Source organism: Actinomadura rudentiformis (assembly GCF_008923185.1).
Classification (GTDB): Bacteria; Actinomycetota; Actinomycetes; order Streptosporangiales; family Streptosporangiaceae; genus Spirillospora; species Spirillospora rudentiformis.
The window spans coordinates 1-14,335 of record NZ_WBMT01000010.1; the positions used below are offsets into that span (position 1 = coordinate 1).

Genomic DNA, 14,335 nt, shown 5'->3' on the forward strand with positions numbered 1-14,335 from the left:
CCGTTCGCCGCTCGAGTACCCCCGAAGGGGCCTTTCCGCTCGACTTGCATGTGTTAAGCACGCCGCCAGCGTTCGTCCTGAGCCAGGATCAAACTCTCCATCAAGGCCCAACGACAACCCAAACCCCACAAGGGCCCCAGGCCGCCAAACCTCAGAGAAAATCCCAGCAATGCGATCCCTAAAAGATCGCTTTGCCTCAAAGAAATCCCCACCACCAACTCCCGAAAGAGACAGTGGCACGGGGAGACCAGACACAAAGTGCCTGGCCTATAAAGGCACTGGCTTTTAACACGCTGTTGAGTTCTCAAGAAACGGACACCCACCGCACCAGACCACCGCTCCCGCAGCGCCCGGTTCCGGGGCAACCCTTCTAACTTACCTTGTCATTCTCTGCTGTCAAGTCGATCTGGCGAAGATCTTTTCGACGAGTAGAGAGTGACTCGGTGTCCACATGTCGATGCGGACAGGCGAGACACCTGCTACTTCGACTCGTGGTAGTGCCCACCGGGCCGGCCACCTCGCGGCGTCCTGCATCCCGTTCCGGGCTGACCAGACCATCGTACAACAGCCCGAGCGAGGCTCGAACCGGTTTTTCTGATCTGGTCTCCCCGGGGCCGTCCGCCTTTCGGCGTCCCGCATCCCTCGGGGCAGGCAGAACATTAAGCCGCCCCGCCCAGGCCGTCAAATCGCGCCTCGAACACACCGTCTGCCACAACCGTGCCTGCTGCCTCACGTGATGACAAAGGCACTTTCTATTCCCAGAACTTCCCAGGTCACGCACTACGTGGCCCACGTCACGTTGCGGTACGGTTCGCTCAGCCGCGCCCCGGGACGCCCTGGTGACGCTGTTCGGAAGGGGAAGCCGTTGAACGCTTCGGCGGAGCGACGCGTGGTCGCGGCGACCATGGGGCCGACCATCCATGACGTGCACGCCTGGCGGTTCACCGTCGTCCCCGGTCTCATCGAGGTGCGGGCCGATCCGGCGCGGTTCAGGCCCATGCACGATCCGGCCGGTCGCGGCCTGCACATCAGCTGCGGTGCGGCGCTGGTCAATCTCCGGCTCGCGGCTGCCCAGCTCGGCCATGAGGCGGTCGTCCGGCTGCTTCCCGATCCCGGTCGTCCCACGCTGCTGGCGGCCGCGCGACTCGCGGGTCGCCGTCACCGTGTCTCCCGTTCCGAACGCCTTCTCTTCGCCGCCACGTTGCGCCCGTTCCCCGCACGGCGACCGCCCGCCGGCAGTGCGCCTTCGCTGACAGTCCTCAACGAGCTGGCTGAAGCGGCCCGGCTTGAGGGCGCGACTCTGCACACGCTTCCGGCGACCGGTGACGATCTGCGCAAGGCCGTCATCACCACCCAAGGCGACTCCCCCGTTGAATGGCTACGGGCAGGCCAGGCCCTTCAGCGCGTGCTGCTGTCCGGGGTGAGCCGTTCGATCGCCGCGGCGTTCGTGTACGAGGTGGTGGACGTCCCCGCCGTTCAGGGACTCACCCAGCACGGCGACTTCCCGCAGGTCGTGCTCGAACTCACGTCAACCGTCCTGCCGAAGGGGACGGAAGGCCGTGAGCACGAACGACAGGGTGACCGGGATCGGGTCGGGTAGCTTCGCCGCTCTTTCCGCGAGTTCCTCCGCCGGGATGTGATGCGCGCTCGGGCCCATGCCCACGAGTGTCGCCACGTCGTCCCGGCTCAAGGACACCGCGGTTTCAAGGTTCTCCTGTGACGTCGGCTCGAAGTTCCCGCCCAGAGCGAGCTCCATCCGCTCGCTCTTCTCCTCGTCCACCGACAGCAGCCCTAGCGAATCCACGAGCGAGTCCAGGTGCCGTGCCGTCGGTGCGACGACGTGCAGGGCACCGGACGGCCGCAGTACCCGGCGGAACTCCGCGGCGTTACGCGGTGCGAAGACGTTGATGATCGTGTCCACGCTCCCGCTCCGCACGGGCAGCGGCCGCCACAGATCGGCCACGGCGGCACCGATCCGGGGATGTGCCCGGGCAGCACGCCGCGCCGCGTACTTGGAGATGTCCAGAGCCAGCCCCACCGCTTCGGGAAGCCGGTCAAGCACGGCGCCCAGGTAGTAACCGGTGCCCGCGCCCGCGTCGAGCACGCAGCGCCCGCCCACGGAGCGCTCGCTCGCGAAGCGCCCGCCGCCGTCACTCACCCGCTGCGCAAGCAGATCGGCCACCGGGGCGAAGTGTCCTGCGCCGAGGAATGAGTCGCGGGCACGCACCATCTCGGCTGTGTCGGCCGTTCCGGTACGGGCGTCGCCAGGCAGCAGGTTCGCGTACCCCTGCCTGGCGATGTCGAACGAATGCCGGGAGGGACAGCGCAGCGCTCTCTCCGCCACGGCCAGATCCGCTCCGCACAGCGGGCACACCAGGTATTCGACGATGTCGGGCAGCACCCGTCCATCATCGGGCACCCGGTGGAGCGGTCAGGAGCCGAGGCGGGCGCGGACGTCGTCCATGTCCAGGCCACGGACCTGCTCGATGACGTTCTCGAGCACCGGCTCGGGCAGGGCGCCCGGCTCGGCGAACACGATGACGCCGTCGCGGATCGCCATCAGCGTCGGGATGGAGGCGATGCCGAACCGCTCGGAGAGCTCCGGCTGCGCCTCGGTGTCGACCTTGGCGAACGTGATGTCCTCGTGCTTCTCCGCGGACTTCTCGAAGACCGGGGCGAACCGTCGGCACGGCCCGCACCACGCTGCCCAGAAGTCGACCAGCACGATTCCATCGCCCTGCGCCACTTCGTCGAAGTTCTCAGCGGTCAGTGTGACCGTCGCCATGTCGTTTTCTCCTCGGTCGGGGTATCAGGACGGTAGAGCGGCGAACAGCTTCGCAGTATTCCCTAACCGGGAATCACGGAGCTGTAATGAGCGTTCTCCTCCTAGGGAGATCGCATCGGAGAAGGGTCAGGATGGCTGCAACCCGTACCAAGGGCGACAGGATCGACGCCCCCGATAAGGACCTTGTGGGGGCTTACCTGGACCGGATCGGCCGCACGCCGCTGCTTGACGCGGTGGAGGAGGTCGATCTGGCCAAGGCGATCGAGGGGGGCCTGTACGCCGAGCAGCTGCTCGAGGAGGGCGCGCTGCCCGACGGCGCGTCCCGCGAGGAGCTGGAGGAGCTCGTCGAAGCGGGGCTGCGCGCCAAGCAGCGGTTCGTCGAGGCCAACTTGCGGCTCGTCGTCTCCATCGCCCGTAAATACCCCACTGATTCACTGCCACTGATCGACCTCATCCAGGAGGGCAACCTCGGCCTCATGCGCGCGGTGGAGAAGTTCGACTACCGCCGCGGTTTCAAGTTCTCGACGTACGCGACCTGGTGGATCCGGCAGGCCATCGGGCGGGGGCTCAGCCACACCGCCCGGACCATCCGGCTGCCCGTCCATGTCGAGGAGGAGCTGTCCCGGCTGCGGCGCGCCGAGCGCCAGCTGAGCCGTGACCTGGGCCGCGAGGCCACCCGGGAGGAGCTGGCCAAGGCCGTGGGCGCCGAGCCCGAGCATGTGGACGAGCTGCTGCGCTGGCGGCGCGATCCGGCCAGCCTGGACGCGACCATCGACGACGCCGGCGAGACCCCCATGGGCGATCTGCTGGAGGACCCCGAGGCGGTCACGCCGGAGGCGGAGGTCCTCGCCCTGGATGATCTTGAGGGACTGGCCCGCCTGCTGGAGCGCCTGCCGGAACGCGAGTCCGCGATCTTGCGCGCCCGATTCGGCATGGACAGCGGCCAGCCGCTCTCGTACGCCCAGATCGGCGCGCGTTACGGCCTGAGCCACAACCGGGTGCGGCAGATCACCGACCGGTCGTTGCGCAGGCTCCGCCAGCTGGCGGGCGAGGCGGATCTGACCGGCCGCCGGGCCCTGGCCGGAGCTCCGGCGGCCCCCGCGCACGCCGAAGAGCCGCTCCGCACCCCGGTCCGGGCGGCCGCCGGCTCGAAGGCGGCCTGAGGAGGCGGCCGAAGGCGGCCTGAAAAGGCGGCTTGACCGGCCGTACGTCCTGGGCCGCACCCTCTCCGGCAAGATCACCGCACGGCGGCCCCTTCCCCGGGGCCGCCGTTCATTTTGACCGAACCTTACGATGTCTACGTCTTACGGCTAATGTCCCGTCACGCTCGGTGGCATAGCCTCGGGCAAGCACGGTGGGCGTCCCAACCGGTGGACATCCCAACCATGGGACGATGCCGAGCGTCTAACCGTGCATCTCATACCGACAGCACCCCACCACCGACAGTTCGCAGGTACTACTCGACATGGCCACAGACATCACCGGAGAGCTCGACGCCTGGCGCGCCCTCCCCGCCCTCCAGCAGCCCGAATGGGACGACACCGGCGAGCTGGCGGCCGTCGCCGCCGCGCTGGCCAAGCAGCCGCCGCTCGTCTTCGCGGGTGAGTGCGACCAGCTCAAGGAGGAGCTCGCCGCCGTCGCGCGGGGCGAGGCCTTCGTGCTGCAGGGCGGCGACTGCGCCGAGACGTTCGACGGATCCACCGCCGACGCGGTGAAGAACAAGCTCAAGACACTGCTGCAGATGGCGGTCGTGCTCACGTACGCCGCCAGCGTGCCGGTGGTCAAGATCGGCCGGATGGCGGGACAGTTCGCCAAGCCCCGTTCCAAGCCGACGGAGGTGCGCGACGGCGTCGAGCTGCCCGCCTACCGCGGGGACGCGGTCAACGGCTTCGACTTCGACGCCGGATCCCGCCGGAACGACCCGTGGCGGCTGCTGCAGGCCTACCACTGCTCCGCGATCACCTTGAACCTGTGCCGCGCGTTCACCAAGGGCGGCTACGCCGACCTGCGGCAGGTGCACGCCTGGAACCAGGACTTCGTCGCGCAGAGCCCGGCGGGCCAGCGGTACGAGCAGCTGGCCGCGGAGATCGACCGCGCCCTGACCTTCATGAAGGCCTGTGGCGCCAATCCCGACGAGTTCCACGGGGTGGAGTTCTACTCCAGCCACGAGGCGCTTCTGCTGGAGTACGAGCGGGCGCTGACCCGCGTCGATCACCTCAGTGGCCTGCCGTACGACGTGTCGGCGCACTTCCTGTGGATCGGCGAGCGGACCCGGCAGCTGGACGGGGCCCACGTGGACTTCCTCAGCCGCATCCGCAACCCGATCGGCGTGAAACTGGGGCCGACGACCTCCGCCGACGACGCTCTCGCCCTGATGGACAAGCTCAATCCCGACGGTGAGCCCGGCCGCCTCACCTTCGTCACCCGGATGGGCGCCGGCAAGATCCGCGACGCGCTGCCGTCCCTCATCGAGAAGGTGACCCAGCACGGCTCGCCGGTGGCGTGGGTGTGCGACCCCATGCACGGCAACACCTGGGAGGCCGCCAGCGGCCACAAGACGCGCCGCGTCGACGACGTGCTCGACGAGGTCGCCGGATTCTTCGAGGTGCACCAGGCGCTCGGCACCCACCCGGGCGGCATCCACATCGAGTTCACCGGCGACGACGTGACCGAGTGCGTCGGCGGCGGCCACGAGATCGCCGAGGACGACCTGCACCAGCGGTACGAGACGGCCTGTGATCCGCGTCTCAACCGCGGCCAGTCACTGGACCTGGCCTTCATGGTCGCCGAGCTCTACCGGAAGACCGCCTGAGCGGTGAGGTGACCCTGAGCGGTGAGATGGCTGTGAGGCCTGAGATCAGCCTCAGCTGCAAGTGAGAGGGTGTCCGCCTGAGTCCCGGCTCAGGTGGACACCTCGGCCCAGACGACCTTGCCGCCGGAGACCGGCTCGGCTCCCCAGGAGCTGGCGAACCGGTCGACGATGAACAGGCCGCGATGCGACTCGTCCAGCGGGCCGGGGACGGTCAGGCGGGGCATCTGGGTCGCACGGTCGCGGACCTCCACCCGGACGCGGCCGGAGCCGCGCAGCAGCCGCAGCTCCAGCGCCGTCCCGGCGTGCCGGACCGCGTTGGCGACGAGTTCGGCCACGATGGCCGTGACGAGTTCCTCACGGTCGATCAGGGACCAGGCCCGCATGGTGCGGGCCGCCAGCCGCCGTGCGTATTCCACGGCCTCGGTCTGCGGGGCTGCTCGGAGCGTGGTCTCGGTCATGTCGTCCGTCACTATCGGCCCGGGGATCCGTCGGTCGCGGCGCCACCGATCAGGAACCGGTCGAGCCCCGTCGTGCGCAGAACGTTCTCGACCCTGCCGTAGGCACCGGTGACGGTCAGGGTCGCGTTCTGGGCGCGTGCGTGCTTGTAGGCGCGGACGAGCACGTTGAGGCCTGAGGAGTCACAGAAGTCCACGGCGGTGAGGTCCACGACCACCTCCCGCTCGCCCGCGTCCACGAGCTCGGTCAACCGTGCCCGCAGCTCGTCGGAGGAGTGCAGGTCGATGGAGCCGCGCGCGGCTATCGTCGCGCGTCCATCCTGTCGCGTCGTGTGCAAGGCAAGCCCCACGCCACCCCACCTTACCGATCGATGTTCTCATCATGACGCCCGGAGAACTATGAGGGCAACGTCGTCGTTCGACGGCTCCGCCCCGAATTCGCGCACCGCCCGCTGAATGCGTGCGGCCACGGCTCCCGCGCTGAGGCCGGTGCATCCGGCCAGCAGGCGTTCGAGACCGTGCCCGTCGCCGAGCAGCCGGGCCCCCGCCCGCCGCTCGGTGACGCCGTCCGTGACGCACAGCAGTACCTGTCCGGGTCGCAGGTCCACGGTATCGGTGTGGAAGTCCACTTGATCGAAGACCCCGAGCAGCGGCTGCGGGGAGGCGACCTCGCGTACGGTCCCGTCCGGGTCGAGCACCAGCGGCGGCGGATGGCCGGCGCTGGTCAGCCGGATCGTGACCCCGTCCCGCCGGGGTCGTGGCCGGATCTCGCCATGCAGCAGGGTGAGCAGCCGTCCCCGCTCGCCCTCGCCGAGGATGAGGCGGTTGAGACGGCCGAGCACGTCGGGGACGCTCATCTCCTCGGCGGCGAGGATCCGCAGGGCGTGCCGGGCCAGGCCGGTGACGGCCGCGGCCTCGGGGCCGGTCCCGCACACGTCGCCGATGGCGAAGCGCCAGCGGGACGTGGACGGCGGAGAGGTGCCCTGCCCCGGGAAGGGGCCGCCCACCTGCCCGGCACACTCGAAGACGTCGTAGAAGTCGCCGCCGACCTCACTCCCCTCCCCCGCCGGCTCGTAGACGACCGCGACCTCCAGGCCCGGGATGTCGGGGACGCCGGGCGGGAGCAGGCTGCGCTGCAGCGCGCTGCTCATCGCGGTCTGAGCGGAGTAGAGACGGGCGTTGTCGACGGCGAGCGCGGCGCGGCGGCTCAGCTCCTCGGCGAGCTCGACGGCGCTGCGCGGGAACCGGTCGCCGTGCGGGCGGCCGATGACGATGGTGCCGATCCGGCGCCCGCGGGCGACCAGCGGGAAGGCGTACGCCTGGTCGCTCGCCGTGTCGCCGGCCGCGGCCCGTGCCGAGGGCGGCGCGGTCGTCAGGCCGTGCCAGGGCCCGGGCGCGTCCGTCTCCGGCAGGTCGTCGGCGTGGTCGAGGAGCTCGCGGAGGCCGTCCGCGCGGTTCTCGTCGGCGTGCCAGACGTAGGCCAGCTGGGCGGCCTCGCTGTCGCCGACCGTGTAGACGGCGCACCACTGCGCCAGGCGCGGGACCACCAGCTGGGCGACGAGCGCCATGGTGCGCTCCTGGTCGAGCGTCCCGGCGAGCAGGTCGCTGGCCTCGGCGACGAAGCTCAGCCAGCCCCGCCAGGACCGTTCCAGCTCGCCGATCCGGGCCTTTTCCAGGGCCAGCGACGTCTCGTCGGCGATGCGCCCCAGCCGGGCCCCGTGGGTCTCGTCGAACTGGTCCGGCGTGCTCCCGACGGCGACGACCAGGCCGATCAGCCGGCCCTGCGCCTCGATGGGGGCGGCGGCGATCGACCGGGCCCGCAGGGCTGCGGCGACCGGATCGCCGGCGTCGGCCGACACCCAGGACCCGCCACCGAGGGCCTCGGGGCCCAGCGCGGCCACCGACAGATCGCTGAACTTCAGCTCGTCGGGCAGGCCCGAGGACGCGCTGAGGACCAGCCGGCCGTCGCGTTCGGTCAGCAGCACCACCGCCGCGTCGGCCGCGAGCACGTCGCGGACGGACGCCACGGCGTCGTCGAGGGTCTCCAGCGCCGCCGGAGAGCGAAGGACCCGGTCGCCGGTGGCGAGAGCGTCCTGAGAGGAGGGCTGAGAGGCGTCCTGGGAGGCGGCCGCGCGGCCGCCGCGGGAAGCACCGGGACGGCCCGCGGAACGGGCGCCGTCCATCCGGAGTCCGGCGCCGCCACCCTGGGCGCCGGCGCCGTGATCGAGATCACCGCGCTGGGCGCGGCCTTCATCGAGGCGGGACACGTCGTCACGGCTCTCCGCGCCCACCGAGGTCTCGCCGCCGGCGGCGGCGGGCCCGGTGCCGTTGGCCCCGGGCCGGGGCAGCCGGAACCAGACGCCCTTGGAGCGGCCGTCGTAGGTGACGCCCCAGGAGGCAGCCAGCCGGGCGATGGACGGCAGGCCCCGGCCGCTGGAGGCGTTGAGACCCGGCATCGCGATCGCGCGGGTGGGATGGAGATCACGAACCTCCACCTGGATCTGGTCGGCGGCCAGACGGCAGGCCACCTCGAACGAGGTGCCGGCATAGGTGACCGCGTTGGTCGCCAGCTCACTGGTGGCCAGCACGGCGTCGTCGGCGGCCTCCTCCACGCCCCAGTCGGCCAGGACGCGCCGGACGAACCGGCGCGCGTCCGCCACCGAGGCCGCAGCGGACGGGAAGGTGGCCGACACCGTCTGCCGTTCCAACGTCGTCCTCACCTCGAACCGGGAAATTGCCAAGCCTGGCTATCGTGACAGACGGGTCGACCGCTCGGCCAGGCTCGGCGGGAGCCATGGCGCCGGGGTAGGGGGGCCCGGAACAGGGCCGGGCAAGAGCGGTCGCGCCTCCACAACTCGACAGACCGTAACACGAAGACTACGGGTCCTGACCTAGGGGGTGGCAGTGCTCCACGGGTTCCGCGCAGGAGGGATACGGTGCCGAACAGCCACGATCGCCACACCTGGGCAACGTAGAGTACGTATACCGGCCTCAAGGGGTGTCCGTAGTCCCCGGCCACCTGTAATTCGCGGGCCAGGAGGATGAAGAGCATGCCCCGTAACGAGCTTCGCCCTCGCCGCGAGGGCTCGGGCGCCGACACGACGCCGCGCTACAGCGACGCCGATCTCGAACCGCTGCTGAAGGCCCTGGCCTCCTTGCGGGACGGCAGGTTCGACGTCGATCTGGACATGACCGGCGACGGCGCCGTCGCACGAGCCATGGAGACCGTGCGCGACATCGGGGAGAACACCAGGCACCTGGCGACGGGGCTGAGCCGGGTGCGGCGCGAGATCGGCCAGGGGCATCTCCAGGGCCGGATCCCTCCGGGGGCGCTCAAGGGCACCTGGTCCTCGATGGCCGAGGACGCCAACGCGAGCCTGCACAAGCTCACCGACCTGGCCACCGAGATGTTCGAGGTGGTGGAGGCGGTCGCCGCCGGCGATCTCAACCAGCGGATGGAGCTGCGGGTGCACGGCCGCCCGATGCGCGGGGAACTGCTGCGCATGGCCAAGGCGGTCAACGGCATGGTGGAGCTGCTCGACCGGTTCACCTGGGAGGTCACGCAGTTCGCCCGCGAGGTCGGCACGGAGGGCCGGCTGGGCGGCCAGGCCCCGGTGCGCGGCACGTCCGGCCGCTGGCGGGACGTGACCGCGGCGGTGAACGCCATGGCGGGCAGGCTGACCTCGCAGGTCCGTGACATCGCCGAGGTGACCACGGCGGTCGCCAAGGGCGACCTGACCCGCAAGGTCACGGTCGAGGCGTCCGGGGAGCTCCAGGAGCTCAAGCTGACGGTCAACACCATGGTCGACCAGCTGTCGGCGTTCGCCGACGAGGTCACCCGCGTCGCCCGCGAGGTCGGCACGGAGGGGCAGCTGGGCGGCCAGGCCAACGTGCGGGGCGTGAGCGGGGTCTGGAAGGACCTCACCGACAACGTCAACGCCATGGCCAACAACCTGACGTCCCAGGTCCGCAACATCGCCCAGGTCACCACCGCCGTGGCGGAAGGCGACCTCGGCAAGAAGATCACAGTCGATGCCCAAGGCGAGATCCTCCAGCTCAAGCTGACGGTCAACACGATGGTCGACACGCTGTCGGCCTTCGCCGACGAGGTCACCCGCGTCGCCCGCGAGGTCGGCACCGAAGGCCGTCTCGGCGGGCAGGCCCGGGTGCCGGGCGTCAGCGGGGTCTGGAAGGACCTGACCAGCAACGTCAACGGCATGGCGTCCAACCTGACCTTCCAGGTCCGCAACATCGCCCAGGTCACCACGGCGGTCGCCGAAGGCGACCTGACCAAGAAGATCACCGTGGACGCCCAGGGCGAGATCCTCCAGGTCAAGGACACCGTCAACACGATGGTCGACACGCTCTCGGCGTTCGCCGACGAGGTCACCCGCGTCGCCCGCGAGGTCGGCACCGAAGGCCGCCTCGGCGGCCAGGCCCGGGTCCACGGCGTCAGCGGGGTCTGGAAGGACCTCACCGACAACGTGAACTCGATGGCCAACAACCTGACGTCCCAGGTCCGCAACATCGCCCAGGTCACCACCGCCGTGGCGGAAGGCGACCTCGGCAAGAAGATCACGGTCGACGCCCAGGGCGAGATCCTCCAGCTCAAGGACACCATCAACACGATGGTCGACACGCTGTCGGCCTTCGCCGACGAGGTCACCCGCGTCGCCCGCGAGGTCGGCACCGAAGGCCGCCTGGGCGGCCAGGCGATCGTGCCGGGCGCGGGCGGCATGTGGAAGGTCCTCACCGAGAACGTCAACGGCATGGCGTCCAACCTGACCTACCAGGTCCGCAACATCGCCCAGGTGGCGACCGCGGTCGCGCACGGCGACCTGACCCGCCGCATCGACGTGGACGCGCAGGGTGAGATCCTCGAGCTGAAGACCACGCTCAACACGATGGTGGACACCCTCTCCTCGTTCGCCTCCGAGGTCACCCGCGTCGCCCGCGAGGTGGGCAGCGAGGGCCGCCTCGGCGGGCAGGCCGAGGTCGAGGGCGTGTCGGGCACCTGGAAGCGGCTCACCGAGAGCGTCAACGAGCTGGCCGGCAACCTGACCACCCAGGTCCGGGCGATCGGCGAGGTGGCCAGCGCGGTCGCCCGCGGCGACCTGACCCGCAACATCGCGGTCGAGGCCCGCGGCGAGGTGGCCGAGCTCACCGACAACGTCAACCTCATGGTCGCCACGCTCCGCGAGAGCACCCGCGCCAACGAGGAACAGGACTGGCTCAAGACCAACCTCGCCCGGATCGGCGGGCTCATGCAGGGCCACCGCGACCTGATGCAGGTCGCGGAGCTGATCATGACCGAGCTGACCCCGACCGCGAGCGCCCAGTACGGCGCGTTCTACCTGGCCGAGCAGACCACCGACGACACCGAGCTGGCGCTCATCGCCGGCTACGGCGTGAAGAAGGGCCATGCGGGCCGGCTGCGGTTCGCGCTCGGCGAGGGGCTGGTCGGCCAGGCCGCGGTGGAACGCCGGACCATTCTGATCACCGACGCCCCGGCCGGCTATGTCAAGATCGGCTCGGGGCTGGGCGAGGCCGCACCGGTCAACATCATCGTCCTGCCGATCATCTTCGAGGACACCGTGCTGGGCGCGATCGAGCTCGCCTCGTTCGGCCGGTTCAGCGATGTGCACCTGGCGTTCTTCAACCAGCTGATCGAGACGATCGGGGTCACCCTCAACGCGATCAGCGCCAACACCCGCACCGAGGCGCTGCTGGCCGAGTCCCAGCGGCTGGCCCAGGAGCTGCAGGAACGCTCGGACGAGCTGCAGCGCCAGCAGGGTGAGCTGCGCCACTCCAACACCGAACTGGAGGAGAAGGCGGCGCTGCTCGCCCAGCAGAACCGCGCCATCGAGATCCAGAACTTCCAGATCGAGCAGGCCCGGCGGACGCTGGAGGAGCGCGCCGAGCAGCTGGCCATCTCCTCCCGCTACAAGTCCGAGTTCCTGGCCAACATGTCGCATGAGCTGCGCACACCGCTCAACAGCCTGCTGGTGCTGGCCAAGCTCCTGTCGGAGAACCCCGGCGGCAACCTGACCGACAAGCAGGTCGAGTTCGCCAAGACCATTCACGACTCCGGCACCGACCTGCTGGAGCTGATCAACGACATCCTGGATCTTGCCAAGGTCGAGGCGGGCAAGATGGACCTGCACCCGCAGCGGCTGCCGGTCTCCAGCCTGGTCGACTACGTCGAGGCCACGTTCCGGCCGCTGGCGGTCGACAAGGGCCTGCATTTCGACGTCGAGGTCGCCCCCGAGGTCCCGGCCACGCTCCACACCGACGAGCAGCGGCTCCAGCAGGTCATCCGCAACCTGCTGTCGAACGCGGTGAAGTTCACCGCCAAGGGCGAGGTGCGGCTCCGGATCGAGCGGGCGGGCGACATCGACTTCACGCTGCCCGCACTGTGGGACACCCCCGATGTGATCGCGTTCCGGGTGCTCGACACCGGCATCGGGATCAGCGAGGACAAGCTGCAGATCATCTTCGAGGCGTTCCAGCAGGCCGACGGGACCACCAGCCGCCGCTACGGAGGCACCGGCCTGGGCCTGTCGATCAGCCGCAACATCGCCCGCCTGCTGGGCGGCGAGATCCACGCGGCCAGCGAGCTGGGGCACGGCAGCGTCTTCACGCTCTACCTGCCGGCCCAGTACAGCGAGCCGGACGGCCGGCGCCGCACCGGCCTGCCGCTGGACGAGCCGGTGCCCACCGGCGCCCGGTCGAGCGCGCTGGCCGGGGGCGGCGGTCTCGGCGGCACCGTGGCCGGGGGCATCGCGGGCGGTGTCACCGGCGCCGGCATGGCCGACCTGCCTCCCTCGGTGGTCTCCGCCGCCCAGGTCGAGCCGGTCCGGTCCATCGACGACCCGGCGCAGCCCACCCGCAACGGCGAGCCCGAGCCCGCGCTGACGGGGCTGCTCGACGAGCCGCCCGCCGACTTCCTCGACACCGTCCTGTCGGGCCGCAAGGTGCTGATCGTCGACGACGACGTCCGCAACGTCTTCGCGCTGACGAGCGTCCTGGAGGGGTACGGGATGGACGTCCTCTACGCCGAGGACGGCCAGGCCGGAATCGAGGTCCTGCACCGCAATCCGGACGTCGCGGTGGTCCTCATGGACGTGATGATGCCGGGGCTCGACGGCTACGCGACCACGGCCGCGATCAGGGAGATGCCGCAGTTCGCCGAGTTGCCGATCGTCGTGATCACCGCCAAGGTGATGAAGGGTGATCGTGAGAAGAGCCTCGCCTCGGGCGCCTCGGACTACGTTCCCAAGCCGGTCGACGTCGATCACCTTCTCGATGTGATGAGGAACTGGCTGCAACCCTCGACCGTCCGCTAGTAAGTAGGAGGGAACGCAGGCGCGCGGATGGCGGGATCGCCGCGGACACACCGTGCCCGGCGGTCGCGGCCGCCGGGCGGGGAAACGGATCGGAGAGAGAGCGCGCGTGGACGACAAGGCGAAGATCCTGCTCGTGGACGACCGCGAGGAGAACCTCATCGCGCTCGAGGCCATCCTCAGCTCGCTGGACCAGGATCTGGTCCGGGCCCGTTCCGGGGAGGAGGCGCTCAAGGCCTTGCTCACCGACGAGTACGCCGTGATCCTGCTCGACGTGGTCATGCCGGGCATGGACGGCTTCGAGACCGCCCGTGACATCAAGCGCCGCAAGAAGACGCGCGACCTTCCGATCATCTTTCTCACCGCCGTGAACAGCGACCCCGACTACGCCTTCCGCGGCTACGCCGCGGGCGCGGTGGACTTCATCTCCAAGCCGTTCGACCCCTGGGTCCTGCGGGCCAAGGTCTCGGTCTTCGTCGAGCTCCACAACAAGAACAAGCAGCTCCAGGAGCAGACGACGCTGCTCAGGGAGCAGGCGGCGTTGCTGCGGGAGCAGGCCGCGCTCCTCCAGACCCGCGCCGCCGGGGACGGGGGCGAGCTGCCCGGGCTCGGATCGGCGGGCTCGGCGGCACGGCTGACCGAGCTGGCCGCCCACGTCAAGTCGCTCGGCACGCGGGTCCCGCCCGCATTGCGGCCGGAGTTCGAGGAGCTGGACCGCCAGGTCGGCGACCTGCGGTCGGCCCTCCTGGCCCCCTCGGCCGCGACACCTGACGCGGCACCGGCCACGACGGACGACGGCCCGGCAGAGACCACGCTGAACGGCTCGGACGGCCTTGGCGGCACGGGTGAGGCCGCCCGGAACGATACCCGGGACGACACCCAGGACAGCGCCGAGGACACGAGCGACAACTAACCCGGCGGATACCCACGGATACCCTCC

At 70.1% G+C, this 14,335-nt stretch carries 9 protein-coding genes, 1 rRNA gene and 1 pseudogene; 5 read left to right on the top strand and 6 right to left on the bottom strand.

The window, feature by feature from the left end; all coding sequences use genetic code 11:
• Positions 1-104, bottom strand: a 16S ribosomal RNA gene (locus tag F8566_RS21315); the annotation flags it as partial.
• A gap of 761 nt (positions 105-865) precedes the next feature.
• On the opposite strand from F8566_RS21315, the gene F8566_RS21320 reads away from it, so the two are divergent.
• Positions 866-1,600: a hypothetical protein gene (locus F8566_RS21320; RefSeq protein WP_225993379.1), complete on the top strand. Its 735-nt coding sequence runs from the start codon at positions 866-868 to the stop codon at positions 1,598-1,600.
• On the opposite strand, the gene F8566_RS21325 is transcribed toward F8566_RS21320, so the two are convergent.
• Both F8566_RS21325 and trxA read right to left on the bottom strand, forming a co-directional pair.
• A complete protein-coding gene (locus F8566_RS21325) occupies positions 1,529-2,401 on the bottom strand; it encodes a putative RNA methyltransferase (RefSeq protein WP_151562544.1) in 873 nt (290 codons plus the stop codon). The two genes, F8566_RS21320 and F8566_RS21325, sit on opposite strands and share 72 nt — an antisense overlap.
• 30 nt (positions 2,402-2,431) lie before the next feature.
• Positions 2,432-2,785, bottom strand: coding sequence for a thioredoxin (trxA, locus tag F8566_RS21330; protein WP_151562547.1), 354 nt, complete (start codon positions 2,783-2,785; stop codon positions 2,432-2,434).
• Positions 2,786-2,916: 131 nt separating this feature from the next.
• On the opposite strand from trxA, the gene F8566_RS21335 reads away from it, so the two are divergent.
• Together F8566_RS21335 and F8566_RS21340 are read left to right on the top strand one after the other, a co-directional pair.
• Positions 2,917-3,948 (top strand): sigma-70 family RNA polymerase sigma factor, encoded by a 1,032-nt coding sequence (locus F8566_RS21335; protein WP_225993380.1) that lies wholly within the window; start codon positions 2,917-2,919, stop codon positions 3,946-3,948.
• Positions 3,949-4,250: 302 nt separating this feature from the next.
• Positions 4,251-5,597 (top strand): class II 3-deoxy-7-phosphoheptulonate synthase, encoded by a 1,347-nt coding sequence (locus F8566_RS21340; RefSeq protein WP_151562549.1) that lies wholly within the window; start codon positions 4,251-4,253, stop codon positions 5,595-5,597.
• A gap of 89 nt (positions 5,598-5,686) precedes the next feature.
• Here F8566_RS21340 and F8566_RS21345 read toward each other — a convergent pair whose 3' ends face one another.
• From F8566_RS21345 to F8566_RS21355, 3 genes are read right to left on the bottom strand one after another with little or no spacing between them, the layout of a single operon-like run.
• Positions 5,687-6,055 carry an ATP-binding protein gene (locus F8566_RS21345; protein ID WP_225993381.1) on the bottom strand — a complete coding sequence of 123 codons (369 nt, stop codon included), beginning with the start codon at positions 6,053-6,055 and terminating at the stop codon, positions 5,687-5,689.
• An 11-nt stretch (positions 6,056-6,066) separates the two neighbouring features.
• Complete coding sequence (locus F8566_RS21350; protein ID WP_151562553.1) at positions 6,067-6,402, bottom strand: STAS domain-containing protein; 336 nt, start codon at positions 6,400-6,402, stop codon at positions 6,067-6,069.
• Between the two features lie 30 nt (positions 6,403-6,432).
• Positions 6,433-8,793 (bottom strand): SpoIIE family protein phosphatase, encoded by a 2,361-nt coding sequence (locus tag F8566_RS21355; protein WP_225993382.1) that lies wholly within the window; start codon positions 8,791-8,793, stop codon positions 6,433-6,435.
• Positions 8,794-9,093: 300 nt separating this feature from the next.
• Here F8566_RS21355 and F8566_RS21360 point away from each other — a divergent pair, with 300 nt between their 5' ends.
• A complete protein-coding gene (locus tag F8566_RS21360; protein ID WP_404800327.1) occupies positions 9,094-13,398 on the top strand; it encodes a HAMP domain-containing protein in 4,305 nt (1,434 codons plus the stop codon).
• Positions 13,399-13,504: 106 nt separating this feature from the next.
• Positions 13,505-13,996, top strand: a pseudogene (locus tag F8566_RS51420) (response regulator); the annotation flags it as partial.
• Positions 13,997-14,335: the final 339 nt, after the last annotated feature.